Origin of the sequence: Sporosarcina ureae, assembly GCF_029267015.1 — a bacterium.
In the GTDB taxonomy this organism is placed as follows: Bacteria; Bacillota; Bacilli; order Bacillales_A; family Planococcaceae; genus Sporosarcina; species Sporosarcina ureae_D.
The window spans coordinates 17122-37954 of the sequence record NZ_JARIEA010000001.1; the positions used below are offsets into that span (position 1 = coordinate 17122).

Genomic DNA, 20833 nt, shown 5'->3' on the forward strand with positions numbered 1-20833 from the left:
TTAAGACAGAGAATTGGGGGTTGTATGATGAACCATTACAATAGTGTATCTATGAGACTAATGATTGATAGTGAGTATGCAGCAAATGAAAATTTGTCAGTCATTGAATCCAGAGCATTTATGATCTTTTCAGAGAAGGTTCAGGAGCGACTTGCAATATGGACTGAAAATAAGCCAGATGAAATTGGATCTGTTTATACAGAGTTTAGGAATGAAATGTATGCTTCTTTAGAAGTGATAAATGAGATCAAGGAGCTGATTTCAGCACAAGACCTTACTGTGCTTTCTATAAGCTTACGTATTCTGTTGCAGGCGTATTATTATGCTATTGATTATAGATATCGTCTGGGGCTAGCAGATTCCCCTAAAACGTTTGAAGAGTATGCAGATCAAAAGATCAGTGAAATTTGGGGTTTGGAAGTGGACTTCAGTCCTGATTTCTCCTTTCCAACGATGCAAGAGCCGTTTGAAGTGAAAGAGCCTTATATACTTCAGATTGAATCGGCATTTAAGCGGTGGGACGGTGAAATGATAGCACTGGAGATGAATGAAGAGAAGCCCAAAGAGAATACAATCTTAGGCCTCCATACTTTTGAAAGACAGACACTAGCGGGTAAAGCTAAGTTTCAATGGGAGATTTTAGCAAAGCCCGCCGGATGTCTTCCAAATACTGAAACTCTGAGTTCGAACAGGCGTATGACTTCCAGTGAGCGTAGGGTGTTGCAGGAAATATATATTCATGCTTTACAGAACCATCTGCGCAAGGCTTATTTGGCAGAATATGAGTCAAATATCCAGGAGCTGCTCTTTGCTTTGAATGTGATGTATCACACGGATTTGATTTGGAGCAATATACAGCCTGAAGAAACTCCTGTTACACTGCGTAATGAGAAAAAATTGGATGCGAGTTTCATTCAGACAGGGCTTCTTGGAGTGAGTATGAATCAGGCGGCAGAAATTTATGCGGACAATATTAAAATGCGTGGCACCCGGGGACATGGATTTGCGGCTGAAAAAGCCAATGACTTGGTAGACAGAGTATTGGGCCGTGATGCAGAAATCATAGGTGATGACAATGCAAAAAATGGAGCTGACCGCATTGTCGACGGAGATTTCATTCAGACAAAGTATTGTTCGACTGGCGGCAGGTCCATCAGCGAGTGCTTTGACAAGGGACAGTTCCGATATGTGACGGCAGATAATCAGCCAATGCAGATTGAGGTGCCAAAAGATCAGTACGACCAGGCGGTGCAGTCCATGCAGGATCGGATTTCCCGAGGGGACATGAAGGATCTGGGAATTACGGATCCAGCGGAAGCCAAAACGATAATACGTAAAGGAAATGTAACGTATAAAACGGCGCAGCGGATTGCAAAAGCGGGGACGATTGAAGGCATTGGCTATGATATTGGTAAAGGCATGGTAACAGGAGTCACGACGTTCGGTGTGTCTGCAACAGTTTCATTCGGACTCTTGATTTGGCGGGGCGGTTCTGCAGATGAGGCACTTGGTGCAGCGATCGAAGATGGTAGTAAAGTGTTCGGCAGACATTTAGTACAACACGCACTGACCCAGCAGATTAGCCGAACCACTATCGAGCAGAGTATGCGGCCGATGACAGATTATGTAGTAAAGCAGATGATCGGTAGCAAAACGACTGCGCAGATCGTCAATACATTCTTCCGCAGTGCGAGTCAGACTCCAATTTATGGCGCAGCCGCATTGAATCATCTATCTAAGCTGATGCGCGGGAATATCGTGACGATGACCATCACGACAACTGTACTTTCAGCGGGCAGCATCTATGACATTCTAAACGGCAGGATATCTAGTACCCAGTTTATGAAGAATGTTGGAAAGACTGGCGGTGGAGTGGGCGGTGCAGTAGCGGGTGCGGCCATCGGTTCTGTTGTGCCTGTGGTTGGTACATGGATAGGCGGATTCATAGGCGGAGTGATTGGGAGCAAAGTATCAGGTAAGGTAATTGATTCAGTGGCGGCAGATGATGCGGATGCACTGGTCTTAATGATTAGGGAAAAGATAGCCGAATCAGCCGAAGAATTGGCATTCACACAGCCGGAAGTGAACTTTATTGCAGATTATGTATTCACAAAAGAATTGTCGAAGCGACTGAAGGAAATGTATAAAGTCAGCGATAAAGAAGAATACGTGGAAGACTGGCTTGATCCATACTTCATCGCAATCCTGAAAGCGCGGCCAGCGGTGAAGAGTATGGACTCCATGCTGCAGAACGAGCATGAAGCGCTGAGGGTTACTGAGGAAGAGCCTTGCCTGTAAAGTGTTTTTGCAATACATAACTACAGCACTGTTATAAGTAGTTAATACAAATAATCCTTCGAAAAATTATTGATTTTGTATACGATTAAATGACTTAATTTTCATGAATGCAGTACTTATGATTGTGTAATCCTAACATGTTTAAGTATTGAATGTTAAGACTCCTTGACTGAGTAATCAGCTGAGGAGCTTTTCTATTTACTAACACACTAAAACGTAAATGTTGATTTAAAGAGCCGACCTGTGAAGTACACCATTCAATTCAAACAACCTAAGCACATGATCAATATGTTCTAGTTACTATTGCTTACTCTAGTCTATTTCCACTATAATGGTTATACTTACCAGACCTGAGGAGGAAATTATGTATAAAAAACTATTGATTGTCCCATTGGTACTATCATGCTTAATTTTTACAACCATTCCACATGTATCTGCAACATCTTCTATTAAAGATCAATCAAGATATGCAAGTGGCGAAAACATAACGTCTATGATTACGAAAGTTCAAACAGTACGTTTGCTGCCAAATTTGCAATTCGCAACACAATGGCAACCTTTACAGTTAATTGACGATCCATTAAAACCTTGGAGAATAACTTTTAATCAGCCAATTAATATTACAGAAGAGAATACATATAAAGTAAAAATATTAGATCATGTAGGAACAGAGTTTGTTGCAGATGTATCTTTGAATTCTAAAGGCCTTGTTCTTACACCCATACTTCCATACGAAGAGGGACAAACATATACATTAATGATTCAAAGGAATATAGACAACTATAAAGGTATTCAATTAGGTAAAGATGTTTATCAGCAATTTACATATAGACCAAAGCAAAATACAGACATAAAAATAACCGATCCTGCTTTAGAAAATGTAATACGAACTACATTAAGTAAACCGACTGGAAATATAACGACTGCTGATATGTTGAGTTTAGAAAATTTAGTCGGAGTAGATGAACAAATAAGAAGTTTGACTGGCTTAGAATATGCTATCAATCTAAAAAGATTATACCTGCAACATAATTTGATTTCGGATATTAAGCCTCTTGAGAGCTTGGTTAATTTAACCGAGTTAAGCTTAGAGGATAATCGATTGAGCGATATTAGTGCTTTATCTAATATGGGTCAATTGAGTTTGCTTTGGTTGAATCGCAATCAAATATCCATTATAGATGCCCTTAGAAATTTAAAAAGTCTACAAGGATTGGATCTTCAGAGTAATCGAATTACGAATATAGATCCCTTAGTGGATATTCCTAATTTTAATTGGTTGAGTTTGAAAAATAATAAAATTACTACAGTAGACTCGTTGCTATCTATGAATACAAAAAGTCTTGAGTATTTATGGCTAACTGAAAACCCTTTGGAGTATGGGGCTAATCATGTCGTAGAGACACTTAGAGCAAGAGGTGTCGGTGTTTCTCATGACGAAGTAATTTCCTTTACCATTCCTCCGTATCATGGAACAGTTTTCGTAGATCCCAATATTATTACAGCGAATGATTCTTCTAGTTTTACAACGTTACGTTACAAAGGAATGGGTAATCGAACTATGTATGATAGAAGAAGTGAAAGTTGGATACAGACATTTCCATACTTATTCCAAGCAGAATATTCCGATGGTCATCCTATTGAAATTCAAGTGAATCCTGAATTTCCAAGTATTGCAGAAGCAGAGTCGCAAGCGCTTCGTTTTGCACATCCTATTGGGCAACTACCTAATTATTTGCGAGAAAATGTTTTGACTGTATGGATTCATAAAGGGACAGAACTGTTTGGTGGTGGAAATAACAATATTCTGATTCATACAGAGCAAGCTGATGAGTATACAGAACTTGGAGTACTAGAAGAAGTTCTATTCCATGAAGCTACACATACATCGCTTGATTCGTTATATAGCCATCATCCTGATTGGAAGGCTGCACAAAGATATGATGAAAATTCAATTTCCAGTTACGCAAAGGAATTTCCTGACAGGGAGGATGTCGCTGAATCGTTTTTATTGTATTACGCTATTAGGCAGAATCCAAATCGAATCCATAAGGAAATGGCAGACGTGATTAAAAACACCATACCTAATCGAATAAAGTTTTTTGACCAACAACTTCAAAAGATGAAATAAAGAGAATTCTTATGCAGCGGTCTATGCACTCTTAGAGCAAACGGAAGATGAAGAAGATCTTGTGGGAGAGCCCGAGCAAAAAGTGACGGGCTTCAGTGATTATGATGCAATCCTATCAAACAGGCGAGAAATATACGCTGTTTATTGATAAAGCGATTAAGAGTAAACCTGGTTAAACGTTAAATAAGTCTATCAAAAAACATTTTATGTACGATGAAAATCAGTAATTGAACTATAAGCAAAGAGTCATCTAATCCAAAAGTGATTAGATGACTCTTTGTTTTATGAAAAGAATATAGTGCTTTTATCGAGGTCGCTGCAACAGATTATCACGCTTCTTATCTACTTGTTTATTTTTAATAAACATATACAATGACGCACCGAAAATGATGAAATAGCCTAAGATACTGTAGCGATCAGGTATCTGCGCAAGAAATACTAATCCAAGCAATGCTGTAAACACGACCGAGAAATAGTTGAAGACAGAAATTTCTTTCGCAGGTGCGAATTTATAAGCGAGTGTGATGCCAAATTGTCCGACCGTCGCAAAAACGCCGCCTAGGAGTAAGTATATCGTTTGTTGCATCGTCATCGGTTCATAGCCGTAGATGACAAACGGTAAGAGTACTACTGTTGTGAATCCTGAGAAGTAAAATACCACTGTGTAAAATTGCTCTCGGTTACCAAGTGCACGTAGCGCTGTATAGGCAGCGCCTGCAAAAACAGCGGATAAGATTCCCGCTGCATAGGGCACGATATCCAGCGAGAAAGAAGGCTTTATGATGAAAAGGGTGCCGAGAAAAGCAATAATGATACTATAAATTTGATAAGGCTTCACATATTCTTTTAAGAAGAATGCTGCAAAAATGATAGTGAAGAATGGACTCATTTTATTGAGCATATCTGCATCGGCAAGAACTAGATGATCAATTGCGTAAAATAGTAAAACGATGCCGATCATGCCGAGGGTTGAACGCAGTAGCAGAAGAGGCTGGTTTTCTTTCTTACCAAAAAGACGTTCTTTGAAATAAATTACAAAGAAAAATGAAATCACCATCGATACACCATTTCTGAAAATGGTCTTTTGCAATGTCGGTACATCTCCTGATAATTTAACGAATAATGTCATGATAGAAAAACCGAATGCTGATAGTAATAAAAGTATAATTCCTTTGTTTCGATTTGACATAGTAACCACCAATCTTTTGTATTCGGTATGTATGTTACCATAACTTCTTTTAGTTTTCTTCATTGCGAGTACCAGGTCCCCACACAATTCAGGTAACCTTACTTATGCGCCACACAAGTAGTTTTCAAATCCATCCATCGCATGCCATACATAGTGCATCATCAAATTTCATCCTATCCAAAGAATTCATTCACCCATATTCCTATTCCCAACATACCCTATAAAAGCATTGCTAAATGTAGGAAGGGGAATGATGTATGACAAACGAATTCCATTATGGAGAGTCACGACCGAACATTCTATTTTTAATGGTGGACCAGGATCGATTTCCGCCTGTTTATGAAACCAAGGCGATACAAAAGTGGAGAAGAAAGAATTTAGTTGCGCAGAACCTATTACGAAAAAATGGTCTTTCATTTTTGAACCATTATGCAGCGAGTACGGCTTGCTCTCCCAGCCGGACGTCATTATATACAGGGCACTATCCTTCATTACATGGTGTCACGCAAACACCCGGTGCTGCAAAGGGCTCTTTCGACGCGGATCTATTCTGGCTGGATCCGAATACAGTTCCAACTACAGGGGATTACTTCCGCGCTGCGGGCTACAAAACATTTTGGAAAGGGAAATGGCATGCGTCGGAACCTGATATCCTCATTCCGGGAACAAAAAATTCATTGCCCAGTTATGATCCAAATACGGGGGTGCCTAATAAACAAGACGAGAGATTGTATCGAAAAGCAGACCGACTGAATGAATACGGCTTTTCTGAGTGGATTGGCCCAGATCCGCATGGTGCGGATCCCAGAAATTCAGCTTCATCTGCAGGCACTGGAACGAGTGGGCGCGATGAAGTGTATGCAGCGGATACCGTGAAACTGATTAAACAATTAGATAAAGATAGACATTGTGATAAAAAGGATACCCCTTGGTTTATTCAATGTTCATTCGTCAACCCGCATGATATCGCATTGTATGGTATGTTTTCTGCCATTTCTCCCAACTTTCATTTCGAAGTGGATTCAACACTACCTTTCATCCCTCCCGCCCCAACTGTTAACGAATCATTGCAGTCGAAACCGTCTGTACAGGAAAGTTATCGGCAAACGTATCCAAAAGGGCTTCAGCCCATACATGATAATAATTTTTACCGTCAGCTTTATTACAGTCTTCAAAAAGAAGTGGATAACGAACTCCTCAAAGTCCTGACCGCTCTCCAACAGTCTAGTTTTTTTGATAATACGATAATCGTGTTCACTTCGGATCATGGTGAGCAACTGGGTGCACATGGCGGCTTGTATCAGAAATGGTACACGATGTACGAAGAATCCATTCATGTTCCTCTCATCATTCAAAGCCCAACACATTTCACTAAAGCAGAATCTACCAACATGCTAACGAGTCACGTCGATATACTGCCTACTCTTTTAGGATTAGCCGGAATTGACACTGTGTCTATACAACGCAAACTATCTCGCGATCATACAGAAACACAACCGCTCGTTGGAAGGAATCTAACACCGCTCTTTTACGGCCGTGACCAGTTCTTTCGGGCAAATGAACCGTTGTATTTCATGACAGAAGATAATGTCTTCAAAGGGCTCAACCAAACAAACCCGATTACCGGGCGTCCTTATGAACAAGTTGTCCAACCAAGCTCAATCGAAGCTGTCATTGCCTTACTTCAAACGGGATGCAACAATGAGTATGAAATTTGGAAATTCGCCCGATACTTCGACAACCCACAATTTTGGACGGATCCAATAGTCAGTGATACCACATTGGTTAAGGAAGATGGATGCTTAGTAGAAAGCATCAAAACTGAACCGGTTGGCGATCAATTTGAAATCTACAATCTTACAAAAGATCCGCAAGAGACGAACAACTTAGCTGATCCTGCCCATGCATCGGAGAAATCAGAACTGATCCGTTGTAAATTGGAACAGATGTTGGCGGATGAGCGTGGTAAGAAACGATTACTTCCAAGAAAGCAGTAGGTGCATGACTAGAAGCCGTGCACTGCAGGACTCAGAGTTTGAAGTTTCCGCCAAGTTTTCACTTATACATTATAATCCTTAGAACAGAGTACCAGGTCCCCACGCAATTCTAAATTGTATCGGGACCTGGTACCTTTAAAATCCTTCGCAGGGCAAGGATGTGCTGTATAAAGAGTACGGCGATTATCACTTCATCCATGTGTTCGAAGTAGAAACAGAAACATCTATTGAAAGAAGGTGACAGGTCCCCACACAATTATGTATCTTTATACCTTGCGTTATCGTATAATTAATTGGAATCAGTAAATTGCTAATTTTAAGGGAATGCCGAATTATGCCGATTTTGGTTACAGGCGCCTTAGACAATAGTGTACTCATGGCATATGTTCCGTTATTATTTTGCAACATAAAATAAGAAATAGTATAACCGGTGTTATTGTGCAGGTAAAATGAATGACACTTACTACTAGTGATGGGGGTCAGGATGATGTCTGTTATTTTTGTATTGGCCATGTTTGGTTGGTTAGGATTTAGTATAATGTGGCTTGTGTCGTTATTTAAGAGGAATGGAACTGCGAAAAGAAACTTTAGTATAGGTGTTGTATGTTTTCTAGTTTTTATCATAACAGGAAACTTCGTAGATTCAGACGAGGAAGTGGCATCGGACAAACCCACCGTTGTGGAAACGGTAGCTTCTGATGACAAGACAAAAGCGCCTACTGAAGAAGTAAGTAAAGATCATGGGAAAGAACAAGCCGAAAAGGTCGAAGCAGAGAATAAAGTTAAGGTAGAGCAAGAAGCTCTAGCTAAGAAAGAAAATGAAGAAAAAGCGGAAAAAGAAAGAATCGCAAGAGAAAAGGCTGCTAAAGAAAAAGCAGCAAAGGAAAAAGCGGAATCTGAAGAACTTGCTAGAGCAGAAGCCGAAGCGAAAAAACCAATCAGCACCGACTTTGTATCATTCGATCAGCCATATGAGGATATGACAGATATCCAGAAAAAAGCATTCTGGAAAGATGTAAAAGGAAAGCGTGTTCAATGGACAGGAACCGTTACGGAAGTCACAAAAGACAGTATTCAATTGAAAATTAAAAACACGACATTTATCAGTGATGTCGTTGCCTTTATAGCAAAGGAAGAGAGAGATAATTTAATAAATATTAATTTAGATGAAACAATCACTATTAATGGGGAGCTATCTTCTAAGAAAGGAATCGTTCTACCATGGTCATTAAGCGATACGATCATTATTGAGTAGACATACTAATATGCTACCCTGGCAGAGCACTTGGTCATACACAATTAAGTAAGGCAGTTCTACTACATGGGAATGAGGACGAATGGATATAACGTAATGAGAAGTATTTAACCCTATTATAATAAGAGAGAAAGTCTTTCAATCGCAAAAACGATGTGAAAGACTTTTTTCTATAAAAGAGCCTGTATCTTTATACATTGTCATATCGTATAATCAATAAGAACCAGTAAATTACTAATTTTAAGGGGACATTGAATGATGACGATTCTAATTATCGGTGACGTAGGCAATGATGTCCTTAAAATTCAAAAAAACTTGCAACAACTGGGACTGTATACGATTCATGTATTTCAAAGTGCCTATACAGCGATTCAATATGAACATTTGTTTTTAAAAGAAGAAATTAAGCTGATCATCTATGACGCGAATTTGGATGCAGATAACTGTGAAGCGCATTGTCGGGAAATTGAGGCACTGTGTGTATGGCGGGATGTGCCGATTTTGTTGTCGACGTCTTATGAGAAACCGATTATCTTTGAGCGCTTACTGGAAGTTGGGATTTTTGATTTTATTCTAAAGCCATTTGACTTTTTTCAGCTCAAGACGCGAATTCGAATTGCGCTTACCTATTATGAGGAAACGAAAAAGCGGAAAGAGCATGAGTATCAGCTTGCGGTAGATTTAGCGATAGCAAAAAACGTCCAGAAAAGTGCGTTGACTCCCGCGTTGTCGCTACCGCATATTGAGGTGGATGGGATTTATTTCACCTCCCACTCTCTTGGCGGAGATATGTATTGCTGGTTTCAGCTCGATGAACATTTAACGGCGGTCATGCTGTTTGATGTGATGGGGCATGGGGTGGCGGCGTCACTTGTGACGATGTCGATTCGTTCCTTACTCAAGGAGATTATCATGAAGTTGATTGATCCGGTGAGTGTAATAAAAGAAGTGAACCGGAAAATTTATGAATTGTTTTCTACTGATGGGCTGGATTCATTTTTAGTGACAGCCATTTATGCGGTTATAGATAAGAAAAACGGTACACTGCAGTATGTAAATGCTTCACATCCAGAAGGTGTCATGTTCGGGAAGTATGGAGAAACTGTAATGATGCATGCGAATTCTCCCATTCTCGGTTTGTTCCCATCGATTCAAGTGCAGGCGAAGAGTATTCGTTTGACGGGGTGGCACCGTATTATTTTGTACACAGACGGGTTGGGGACGTTATATCCTGATCAGAAAATTGACTGGAGCTTTTTTCATTCGCACAGTTCACAAAATAGTCGCGTCATGTTGCGGAAGTTTACGGAAGAGTTTGGATTATCACATTTGCCATTGGAAGACGATATTACAGTGGTTTCGATTACCACTTCGTTATAAGTGAGGGAAGTATGTATGGAATTTAAGTTCACGATTACACCCAATCAACAGTCGATTCAGTTGATAGATCAATTAATGGAAAGTTACATGGCACTGTATTCGATTCCATTTGCAACAGAAATTTGTTTTGTGACGCACGAGCTGGTCATTAATGCAGTGGAGGCAATGGAGAAAGAAGGACGGACAGAGTCGATTGAAGTACATATGCGAAATGATGAACAACATCTGCACATTACAGTGTCTGATTTTGCGAAAGGGATACCTGAAGAACAATGGCCAGTGGTGCTTGATGCAACTATAGACAGTGAGAGCTTTTGTGAGCGGGGGCGCGGGTTTTTGTTCATTCAGCATATGGTTGATCAGCTGTGGTTTGAACAACTGTCTGATCAACAGTTTTTAGTCGGCGTGAAGAAAAATTTAGTGATGGCGGTGGAAAAGTAAATGAAGTGGACGATTGGGAAAAAGATTAATGCAGTTATTTTACTAGCGATATTACTACTATCAGGCATTTTAAGTGGCTTGAATTATAATGCGACAAAAGGTAATTTATTGAAGGCAGCAGAAGCTAAGCTCATTTCCGATTTGACTCTGAGCTTGGAATTGCTGGAAATTTCTGTGCCGGGCGACTGGTCCATTACGAATGATTCATTGCATAAAGGCAAAATGGATATGTATGAAGCGTACGCGATTCCCGATCAGTTGGGCGAATTGACAGATGGAAATACGATGTCTATATTCCAAGGCGATACACGGATTGCGACAAATATTATAGAAAATGGGGAACGACGTTTAGGGACGCAAGTAGCAGCTGAAGTGGGAGATGTCGTACTCGGTAAAAAAGAACGTTTTCTTGGCACTGCAGATGTACTTGGCAAGCCATTCCAAGCAGCTTATGATCCGATACTTGATAAAGACGGAGAAGTGATCGGGATTATCGCAGTTGCTGTTCCGACAGCGCCTTACATAAAGATCGCAACTTCTTCCACTATGCAGACAATTATTATTTCGCTAGTGCTTGCGCTACTCATCATTCTCATCGTGAGCTTTATCATCCAGCGTATGCTGATTAAGCCTATTAATCGATTGCGTGATAATGCAAATGAATTGGCTGATTTAAATTTGAACGTCGAGCTATATGAAGCGAAAGGAACGGACGAAATTGCCGAACTATCTGTTGCGTTTCGGAATATGAAAGAGCAACTGACGGAAACGATGCAAAACGTTGCGCGTAATGCCAATGAAATCGCTAATTCATCGGTCACATTGGCAGAATCCTCCCAGCAGACAAATGAAACGGCTAGTCAAATCGCTTCCACGATGAACGAAATTGCGTCAGGCGTGACGAATCAATCTGAACAAGCGGAACGAATCGCAGGCATGATGCGCGATACGATCGTAGAAGTAGAAGGCAATTTAGACAATGTTGAACAGAGCTTAAAGAATGCACAGGAATCTACAGTCATAGCGCATGAAGGTGAGCAGTCAATTAGTAAAGCGATTGCACATTTAGGCACAGTCACAGAAACGGTAAGCTATGCGACTGATTCGATTCAAAAACTAGGTATGCGTTCGGAAGAAATCGGCGGTATTATTACCGTTATTACCGCAATTTCAGAACAGACGAACCTCCTTGCGCTAAATGCGGCAATTGAAGCAGCCAGAGCAGGGGAGCATGGAAAAGGATTTGCGGTCGTTGCAGCAGAAGTTCGTAAACTAGCTGAACAATCAACAGGAGCTGCCCAGCAAATCACGGATTTAATTACAGATATTCAAGCAGAGACTTCAGTAACCGTGCGGACAATGGAAAGTAATTTAACGGCAGTAGAGGAACAAGTGGTCATCATTAACCAAGGCGGAGAAGCACTTAAGCTCATAGTAGAGAAAGTAAGTGTGACAGAGTCTGGTGTCGTGCAGATGAAAGATGCATTCAACGCAGTGAATTCCAATTCACTTACTGTCCAAGACGCTATCCAAAACATTTCAGCCATCATTGAGGAGTCTGCCGCAGCGACAGAGCAAATTGCCGCTTCATCTGAAGAACAGTATGCAACAGTGGCTGAAATTGCCGATAATACAACCAGTTTGGCAGAAGTCGCAGATCGTTTACGTGAAGAAGTAAATAAGTTTAAAATGTAATGGAGGTTACGAGTATGGAACAGAAAACAGCAGCATTGCAAGTTGTGGAAAAAGATACGTATATGATTCTCGAATTCTCGGGCCATTTGCAATACGCGTTGATTGAAGAGTTGAAAAAACGACTACAGACGACACCATTTAAAGAAGGTCGCAGCTTCATTTTGGATATGAGTAAAGTGCAAAATATCGACAGCACAGGCTTCGGTATGATCGTCAATTTTGCCAAAAAGGTTTCTTTAAAAAACGAAAAAATCGTCATTATTATCGTCGACGAATTCGTCCGCAAGTTATTCTCTATATCCCAATGTGATAAAATATTCCCAATTGTCGACAGCGAAGCAGCGGCATTAGAGGTTATTAAGCAGTCAGTTGAGACGGAGTTGTCTGTTAACGATTATTGAGTTTTACTAGTAAATAATTTCAACAAGCCTTCTGATTAAGTTCAGGAGGTTTGTTTTTCATAGAAGTAGACTTCAGTATGTAGAAGGCAGTTACTGTCTTCCGGAAAAAATATCTAACTGTTAAGATTTGTTTGATTATATAAAGTGGATTGTATGTTAACATAGGAAATGCTTTTACAACTATAGAGGAACGAAGGGAAATCTTTTTTTAAACAGAAAGGATATGATTACTTGAAAGTATTGTTAACAGGTTTTGAACCATTTCTAGATTATCCAATAAACCCTACGGAAGAAGTAGTGAAAGCTATTATCTCCGAAGGAATCACAGGATTAGAGATTATACCTAAGATATTATCTGTTAGATTTAATCACTCAGAAAAAGAGTTATTAAAAGCAATCGAAGAGACGAATCCTGATGTGGTAGTGATGTTAGGTTTAGCGGCTGGGCGTTCTAAAATTACTCCTGAGAGAATCGCGATTAATGTAAAAGATGGAGATTTGGATAATGAAGGATACGCACCATCTGATGAATCGATTGATCCTGCAGGCGCTGATGGAATATTTTCAACGCTTCCCATTCGAGAAATGACTAATCAACTAGTAGAAGCGGGATTACCTTCTGTTATTTCTAATACTGCAGGTACATATCTATGTAATAATATCATGTATGCCGCTTTAAATTATGCGCAAAAACAAGAGACGTCCTATCGCGCAGGTTTCATTCATATACCGGCTTCTCATGAGTTAGCCTTAGTAAATAAGAAATTACCGAGTTGGTCTTTGGATGATCTAGTGAAAAGTGTTCGGATTTGCTTGGAAACATTGTAAAAAAAGAAATAAAGCCTTCCTAATCGATAAACCGATTAGGAAGGCTTTATTTGAATTTTACGGAATATTCATATTGCTATTATACTATTTTTATTATTTAAATAGAAAATTTAGAACATAGTGCACTATTGGTATGCAATATCAGATATACTGGAGCAATACAATTTCAGTATAAGAAAGGAAGATCGACTGTATATGGTGACATCGAGAGAGAAAGAACATAACCCACAGCCGAACGAGAGAAAAAAGTGGAAGTTGGAAATGCCAGATACATATGTAATTTTATTTTTAGTCTTACTAGTGGCAGTGGCAGCGACATACATAGTACCGGCTGGTTCATTTGAAAGAGAAACGATTGAGGGAGTGGAAAGAGTCATTCCTAATACGTACGCGCAGGCTGACAAAGATCCTACTGGATTTATGGATATCTTTTTGGCGTTGCAAGAAGGGATGGTTCAATCTGGCGGCTTAATCTTTCTAGTATTGTTCGCGGGTGGGGCATTTGAAGTGGTAGAGCGCTCCGGAGCGATTAAAGGTGGGATTTTGAGAGCGGTCGATAAAACGAAAGGTAAAGAGTTTTTATTGATTGCGCTCGTTTCGATTTTATTTGCGCTTGGGGGAGCAGTTGGTGCTGTTGCCAACTCGATTATCCCGTTTGTCGCGATTGGTGTAATTATCGCAAGAGCGCTAAAGCTCGATGCGATTGTAGCGGTGGCGATTACATTCGGTGCTACATTTGCTGGATTTAACGTTGGGTTCCTAAACCCCTATACAGTAGGAATTGCACAAACTGTTGCAGACGTTCCACTGTTTTCAGGTATGCTTTTACGAATTGTAGCGTTTGTCGTAATTGTTGGTGTGACTATTTTATATACGTGGCGTTATGCAAAAAAGATTATAGATGATCCATCGAAGAGTCTAATCGGTGTACTGGATGATAGTGATCCGAACGCTTCTGCAGAAGATTTGATAGCCCCTTTTACAGGAAGACATAAAATAATCTTATCTTTTGTTGGCCTATGTTTAGCATTCTTTGTTTTCGCAACGATTAAATTCCAGTGGTCTATTGATCACATGGCTGCATTCTTCATTATTATCGGTATAGGCTCGGGTATCATTGCTAAAATGAATTACAATGAAATTACGTTAACGTTTCTTGATGGATGTAAAAATATTGTGTATGGTGCTTTAATTATTGGGGTTGCAAGAGCGATTCTGATTGTAATGGAAAATGCTCAGATTTTGGATACGTTTGTCCAAGCTCTTTCTGTGCCATTGGCAAGTTTATCTCCTGTATTTGGCGCGCTTGGAATGTTTGTTGCTAATGGTGTGATGAATTTCTTCATACCTTCAGGAAGTGGCCAAGCAATTATTGCTATGCCGATTCTATCGCCTTTAGCGGACATGATTGGTGTAACTCGACAAGTCGCAGTTCAGGCCTATCAGTTTGGTGACGGGTTCACGAATAGTATTTTCCCTACATCAGGTCCGCTCATGGCAAGTTTGGCTGTTGCGGGTGTGGCGTGGTTGAAATGGGCGAAGTGGATGTTGCCACTGTTGTTGATCTGGACAGTGATCGCTGTGATTATGTTGACGTTTGCGGTCATGATTGGATGGGGACCGGTATAATATCGAGCAATAGATTCGATATATGTATAGACAGCCGCCATTTTATAGTGGCGGCTGAACGAATGGATCTAACTAAATTAGTCAGATTATTACAACCTATCCTACTATTCGACAAATATTATGACTAAACTAGTCAACGTCTATACAACTAAAGAGGAGTGGATGATATGCCACAGATGCTTGCTTTCGTTATTTTAGCAGGGATTTTATTCATCGGAGATTTTATTGCAGTTCGTACAAAAGCATGGATTCCATCAATTTTTGTCTGTGCGGTTTTAATGTTATTCGGTTATTGGACATTTTTCCCTGAGGAAATGGTAGCTACTGCGGGTATACCGCCAGTCGTTGCTTCATTATTGATTTACTTACTAATTACAAATATGGGGACATTGCTCTCTGTTCAGCAGTTGAAACAGCAATGGAAGACGATATTAATTTCGATATCGGGAATAGTAGGTATTATCGTTTTTCTATTCACTATTGGATTACTATTATTTGATATAAAAACAATATTGGTCGCAATACCACCATTAGTTGGAGGAATTGTTTCAGCCTTGATCATGTCTGAAGGTGCAACTGAAGCAGGCCTAGCTACTTTGTCCGTTTTTGCGGTAGTTATTTACGTCATGCAAGGTTTTGCGGGGTATCCTTTGACTTCAGTTGTGTTGAAAAAAGAGGGTAAGATGCTGCTTAGTAAATATCGTAAGGGAGAACTAGAAATGAAGGAATATTCTCCTGGAGAAGAGCCGATTACGCATGCTGAACCGAAAATGTTCCGAAATATGCCGGAAAAGTATAATACTAATTACTTTAAGTTTTTCCGCTTAGCTTTTGTTGCCTTTCTCGCATACGGCGCTTCTACACTCCTTGCGCCAATCGTCATCATCAGTCCATATGTTCTTTGCTTATTATTTGGGATTCTTGCAACAAGTGTAGGTTTCTTGGAAAGACAAGTACTTGAAAAAGGAAATGGCTTTGGTTTTGCGATGCTTGCATTGATCTTGTATGTATTGGATGGCTTGAAGAAGGCAACACCTGAAATGATGATGGAGATTTTGTATCCGCTTGTCGGCTGTATCGCAATAGCCGTTGTCGGAATGTATATCTTCTCGTTCTTTATTGGAAAAGTACTGAAAGTGAGCAAGGAAATGGCGTTTGCCGTTTCGCTAACCGCGTTGTATGGCTTCCCGGCGGACTATATTATCACCAATGAAGTCATAAATTCATTGACGGATGATGAAAAAGAGAGAGAAGCGTTAACTAGTCATATGCTGCCACCGATGCTTGTCGGAGGATTTGTCAGCGTAACGGTTGTTTCTGTGATCTTAGCCGGTCTTTTCGTTGGATTCTTATAATAAGGAGGAAATAGTATGACAGCAAATAAAGAGCGAATCGAGCAACATATTGACGCACTAAAACAATTTACAGCGACGCCTGGACAAGGTGTGACGAGATTGACATACAGTAAAGAAGATTTACAAGCACGGAATTATATTAAAGAAAAAATGATCGAGTATGGACTTGCTGTTTCTGAGGATGGGTTTGGTAATATTTTTGGAAAGTTAGAAGGGACGTTATCAGACGCGCCTTCCGTTATAGTCGGATCACATTTTGACTCAGTACCTAACGGAGGAGCTTATGACGGAACGGCGGGAGTGGTCGTTGGACTAGAAGTGGCGGCACTATTCCAAGAGTTACAACTGAAGCCTACATATCCACTAGAAGTCATTGCGATGGTCGAAGAAGAAGGATCTCGATTTGGTGGAGGTTTGATGGGCTCAAGGGGCATGATGGGCTTATTATCTGAAGCAGACTTTTATGATTTAGCCGATAAAGACGGTATTCTCGCTACGGATGCCATGTCCGAGATCGGACTGGATTACTCTAAGGAGAAAGTGAGATCACCTGAAACTATTAAAGCGTTTCTTGAACTTCACATCGAACAAGGTCCGATTCTAGAAGAGAAAGGAATTCGCATCGGTGTTGTGGAAGCGATCGTTGGACTGAATCATCTAGAAGTAACTGTGCAGGGGCGTGCGGGGCATGCCGGCACAACGCCAATGGATTATCGTTCGGATGCGCTTGTCGCTGCGGCCAAATTGATAGCAACGTTTCCACAGATTGCAAAGGAAACAGGCAATGGAACGGTTATTACAACAGGTCGTCTACAAGTGTTTCCAAACGGCGCCAATGTAATTCCGGATAAAGTAGTCTTTTCGGTTGATATTCGCTCGGGTAAAGAAGAGCAGATTAGCCAAGCGCGACAGCAAGTAGATGAATTATTATCCGCTCATAATGGAGTGGATGGTATCACGATATCTGCTGAAGAGCAGCTGTTTATTGAGCCGAAAGAATTGGATCCTGAACTTCGTCGTTTGTTGAAAGAAGCGAGTGATGAGTTGTCGATCCCGTATTGTTCCATGAGTAGTGGGGCAGGACATGATGCGATGGTTCTGTCTGATTTTACAGCGTGTGGCATGTTATTTATTCCGAGTAAAGATGGACTTAGTCATTGTCCGGAAGAATGGTCGGATGCTGGCGATTTGGCGGATGGTACAGCTGTTTTGTTTGAGACGATTAAGCGGTTGGTTATGTAAGGTTTTGCGTAGAAGCGATTTTGTGAATGATGAATGGACCTCAAGCCGATAAAAGGTTTGAGGTTTTGTTTTAAAATAAAGTGAATAACAAAAGGAAAGGGAGGTCCATATGAATAAAGAACTTAAAATTTTCTTCATCACGTCAGTATCCGTAATTGTTTTCGGTGGGATCTATAGTGTGTACCACTTCCAAATCAAAGAGTCAGAGGTCGCAAACAAAGAAGCAAATCAGACGATAGAAAGTCCGTCTGACACTACATTACCTATGGAAAGCGAACTGACTATTGAAGGGGAAGAAAATCAGGAAGGTCAAAAGGGTACGAGTGGATCGTCTTCTACTAAGGGGAGTGAACAGACAACTTCCGGTTCCAACACGAAAGCAAACGATGCGGGTACAACGGGACGCCAGCCGTCAGTTGATCAGCAAACGAATGACGTGAAGCACCCTAATTCAAATACAACAAAAAAACCGGTGACAGATAATGCACAAACTGGAAAACCAGGTAAGAAGCAATCAGTAGCAAAGATTAAAAGTGAATATCAACTAACTGTCAATAACCTACAAAGTGAAGTGGATAGCGAGCTCAACTCACTAATCAATAGTGCGAAAAAAGAGTACAGCACGAAAATAGCAAATGGGGAAAGTGTGGATTACGGTTATTTCTATAACAAGTACATGTCGTCTATAGCAGGACTAGAAGCGCAGACGGATTCCACATTTAATGGCATCATGAGCTCGCTTGAAAAAGATCTACAGGCCAATGGTTATGACAAATCAAATTCGCAAAGCCTTCGTGATGAATACGAAGCGAAAAAAAGTGCTCGTCGCGATAGTATGCAAAGTGAGATTATGGGAAATTAACTAGAAAAAACGACTGATCTAAAAGAATATCCCCTTAGACTAGTCGTTTTCTTTTTGGGAACGAGACCATCTGATGGATTGTAAAATGAGCAAGAACGTCAGCGCACCTGCCATATCCAATAAGACGTCGCGAAAAGTAGCGGTCCGTCCACCAGTGAGGTATTGCTTTAGTTCATCTGCACAGGCAAGTAGCAACGTGAAGATACTTGCAATCATGAATCTAGGTAAACGGGATGGTAAGGATAGGAAAACTCCGACCGCAAGTAAGCCAAACAATACAAAGTGTGCACCTTTACGTAGTAGAAATTCTACGAAATAATAATATCCACGTCCTTCAATGGAAATCGTAGTATCCCAGTATGGGATATACAAGGCGGAGAGTGCAGCTTCAAATGGTTTGTTAGGTAATACATTTTCTAAGGTAGGGATTAACGATTGTTGTTCGTATGTCTGGCTAGAAGAGACAAATAAACTACCGATTATACATAGGATAATGATAATACTTAAGACTTTTCTCATATGGAAAGTATATCATTAATAGGGAAAAACACTAGATTTAATTAGAAATCGAGCGCTTTTTATTCTGGATATATGTTATGCTATGCTATAATACGCACAAGTTTTCCGAAAAGGAGCAATTTTACAATATGGAAGAAACAATCAGTTTCCAAGTGTTATTCGCAACGTTAAAAAAACGTTTTGGTTTAATTATAGGAACAACAGTAGTGGCGATCATCATAGCAGCGGCTATAAGTTATTTCTATTTAACCCCTACTTACCAAGCTTCCACACAGATATTGGTCAATCAAGAACAAGTAGAGAAACAATCATTTGACTCTCAAGATATTCAAACGAACTTACAACTTATTAATACGTACAATGTCATTATTAAAACGCCCTTCATCTTATCTAAAGTTATAGAAAACTTGAACTTGGATACAACGCCGGCAGAACTTAGCAATCAGCTTACGGTAAACAGTGAACAGAATTCACAAGTTGTCAATTTGACTGTGCAAAATCCGGATTCATATAAAGCGGTCGATATCGCAAATACCATTGCGGAAGTATTCCAGAAAGAAATTGTCAACTTAATGCAAGTCGATAACGTAAATATTCTATCGCCTGCTGTTTACGTGGAAGATCCGAAGCCTGTTAAGCCGAACAAAGAGCTGAACGTAGCTATCGCGGCAGTCATCGGACTGATGATCGGTGTAGGGATAGCATTTTTACTAGAATACTTAGATACGACAGTGAAAACAGAAAGTGATATTGAAGAATTGCTCGGTTTACCGGTTCTTGGGTTAGTAAGTCCTATCTCCAGAAAAGATGTTAACACGGCAACTGATGCACCGCAGAAAGGGTCAAGTCCACATGTCAAAAAAGCGCATATTTAAAAAGAACAAACAAAATAAGCAATCCGTAGCACGTAAACTAGTCACAGCAATCAGCCCGAAATCGGTCGTATCCGAGCAATTCCGTACAGTACGGACGAATATCAACTTCTCAATGCCGGATCATGATTTGAAATCGATTTTGTTCACATCGGCAGCACCAGGAGAAGGGAAGTCTACAGCATCAGCGAATACCGCAGTCGTCTTTGCACAAGAAGGAAAGAAAGTGCTCCTCATTGACGCGGATATGCGGAAACCGACTACCCATTATACATTTTCTCGTATGAATGCGACCGGTCTATCGAATTTACTTACGCGTCAATGGAAACTAGAAGACGTAATTCAGCAAACAGACGTAGAAGGACTCGATTTAATTACGAGCGGTCCCATTCCACCGAACCCAGCGGAGTTGCTAGGTTCTAAAACGATGGACTTGCTGATAGAAGAATTAGCAAATATATATGACATGATCATATTTGACGCGCCACCCGTTTTGTCTGTGACAGACGCGCAAATTTTATCAAACAAAGCGGAAGGCACGATCTTAGTATTGAATGCAGGCACTACGGAAAAGGATAGTATACTCAAAGCAAAAGAGGCGCTTCTATCCTCTCAAGCAAATATACTAGGAACCATTTTAAATAACTTTATACTGCCAAAAGACCATTATTACTATCAGTATTATGGAAACGATGAGTGAAAGGGCCTTTTACCTTTTCGCTCTTCTTTAGTGTAGTAA

17 protein-coding genes are annotated in these 20833 nt (G+C 40.3%); 15 read left to right on the forward strand and 2 right to left on the reverse strand.

All coding sequences use genetic code 11. The annotated features are described in order from the left end of the window. Nucleotides 1-27: 27 nt before the first annotated feature. A complete protein-coding gene (locus Q7P97_RS00055; RefSeq protein WP_303964739.1) occupies nucleotides 28-2298 on the forward strand; it encodes a YeeR family protein in 2271 nt (756 codons plus the stop codon). A gap of 364 nt (nucleotides 2299-2662) precedes the next feature. Next, a complete protein-coding gene (locus tag Q7P97_RS00060) occupies nucleotides 2663-4429 on the forward strand; it encodes a leucine-rich repeat domain-containing protein (RefSeq protein ID WP_303964741.1) in 1767 nt (588 codons plus the stop codon). A 304-nt stretch (nucleotides 4430-4733) separates the two neighbouring features. Here Q7P97_RS00060 and Q7P97_RS00065 read toward each other — a convergent pair whose 3' ends face one another. After that, complete coding sequence (locus tag Q7P97_RS00065; protein WP_303964742.1) at nucleotides 4734-5618, reverse strand: DMT family transporter; 885 nt, start codon at nucleotides 5616-5618, stop codon at nucleotides 4734-4736. Nucleotides 5619-5875: 257 nt separating this feature from the next. Here Q7P97_RS00065 and Q7P97_RS00070 point away from each other — a divergent pair, with 257 nt between their 5' ends. The 11 genes from Q7P97_RS00070 to Q7P97_RS00120 all read left to right on the forward strand — a co-directional run bounded on the left by Q7P97_RS00070 (nucleotide 5876) and on the right by Q7P97_RS00120 (nucleotide 18703). Further along, a complete protein-coding gene (locus Q7P97_RS00070) occupies nucleotides 5876-7615 on the forward strand; it encodes a sulfatase family protein (protein WP_303964743.1) in 1740 nt (579 codons plus the stop codon). 487 nt (nucleotides 7616-8102) lie between these two features. Beyond that, nucleotides 8103-8870 (forward strand): hypothetical protein, encoded by a 768-nt coding sequence (locus tag Q7P97_RS00075; protein ID WP_303964744.1) that lies wholly within the window; start codon nucleotides 8103-8105, stop codon nucleotides 8868-8870. A gap of 255 nt (nucleotides 8871-9125) precedes the next feature. Next, nucleotides 9126-10250 (forward strand): fused response regulator/phosphatase, encoded by a 1125-nt coding sequence (locus Q7P97_RS00080; protein ID WP_303964746.1) that lies wholly within the window; start codon nucleotides 9126-9128, stop codon nucleotides 10248-10250. 15 nt (nucleotides 10251-10265) lie between these two features. Beyond that, the gene (locus Q7P97_RS00085; RefSeq protein ID WP_303964748.1) at nucleotides 10266-10691 is read left to right on the forward strand and encodes an ATP-binding protein; all 426 of its coding nucleotides are present in this window, start codon (nucleotides 10266-10268) and stop codon (nucleotides 10689-10691) included. Then, nucleotides 10692-12386, forward strand: a complete 1695-nt coding sequence (locus Q7P97_RS00090) for a methyl-accepting chemotaxis protein (protein WP_303964751.1) — start codon at nucleotides 10692-10694, stop codon at nucleotides 12384-12386. 14 nt (nucleotides 12387-12400) lie between these two features. Beyond that, entirely contained in the window at nucleotides 12401-12787 is a 387-nt protein-coding gene (locus Q7P97_RS00095; RefSeq protein WP_303964754.1) for an STAS domain-containing protein, read from the forward strand. Between the two features lie 231 nt (nucleotides 12788-13018). Beyond that, complete coding sequence (locus Q7P97_RS00100) at nucleotides 13019-13615, forward strand: pyroglutamyl-peptidase I (RefSeq protein ID WP_303964757.1); 597 nt, start codon at nucleotides 13019-13021, stop codon at nucleotides 13613-13615. 195 nt (nucleotides 13616-13810) lie between these two features. Beyond that, the gene (locus Q7P97_RS00105; protein WP_303964760.1) at nucleotides 13811-15244 is read left to right on the forward strand and encodes a YfcC family protein; all 1434 of its coding nucleotides are present in this window, start codon (nucleotides 13811-13813) and stop codon (nucleotides 15242-15244) included. Between the two features lie 167 nt (nucleotides 15245-15411). After that, nucleotides 15412-16599, forward strand: coding sequence for a hypothetical protein (locus tag Q7P97_RS00110; protein ID WP_303964763.1), 1188 nt, complete (start codon nucleotides 15412-15414; stop codon nucleotides 16597-16599). A 15-nt stretch (nucleotides 16600-16614) separates the two neighbouring features. After that, on the forward strand, nucleotides 16615-17841 hold the full coding sequence (locus Q7P97_RS00115) for a Zn-dependent hydrolase (protein ID WP_303964766.1): 1227 nt from the start codon (nucleotides 16615-16617) through the stop codon (nucleotides 17839-17841). A gap of 109 nt (nucleotides 17842-17950) precedes the next feature. Beyond that, entirely contained in the window at nucleotides 17951-18703 is a 753-nt protein-coding gene (locus tag Q7P97_RS00120) for a hypothetical protein (RefSeq protein WP_303964768.1), read from the forward strand. A gap of 39 nt (nucleotides 18704-18742) precedes the next feature. Here the strand turns inward: Q7P97_RS00120 and Q7P97_RS00125 are convergent, their stop codons facing one another. Then, the gene (locus Q7P97_RS00125) at nucleotides 18743-19222 is read right to left on the reverse strand and encodes a VanZ family protein (RefSeq protein ID WP_303964771.1); all 480 of its coding nucleotides are present in this window, start codon (nucleotides 19220-19222) and stop codon (nucleotides 18743-18745) included. Between the two features lie 128 nt (nucleotides 19223-19350). Between Q7P97_RS00125 and Q7P97_RS00130 the strand changes: the two genes are divergently transcribed. Together Q7P97_RS00130 and Q7P97_RS00135 are read left to right on the forward strand one after the other, a co-directional pair. Further along, the gene (locus Q7P97_RS00130; protein ID WP_303964773.1) at nucleotides 19351-20097 is read left to right on the forward strand and encodes a YveK family protein; all 747 of its coding nucleotides are present in this window, start codon (nucleotides 19351-19353) and stop codon (nucleotides 20095-20097) included. Then, on the forward strand, nucleotides 20075-20794 hold the full coding sequence (locus Q7P97_RS00135; RefSeq protein WP_303964775.1) for a CpsD/CapB family tyrosine-protein kinase: 720 nt from the start codon (nucleotides 20075-20077) through the stop codon (nucleotides 20792-20794). Before Q7P97_RS00130 ends, Q7P97_RS00135 begins: the two co-directional genes overlap by 23 nt. Nucleotides 20795-20833: the final 39 nt, after the last annotated feature.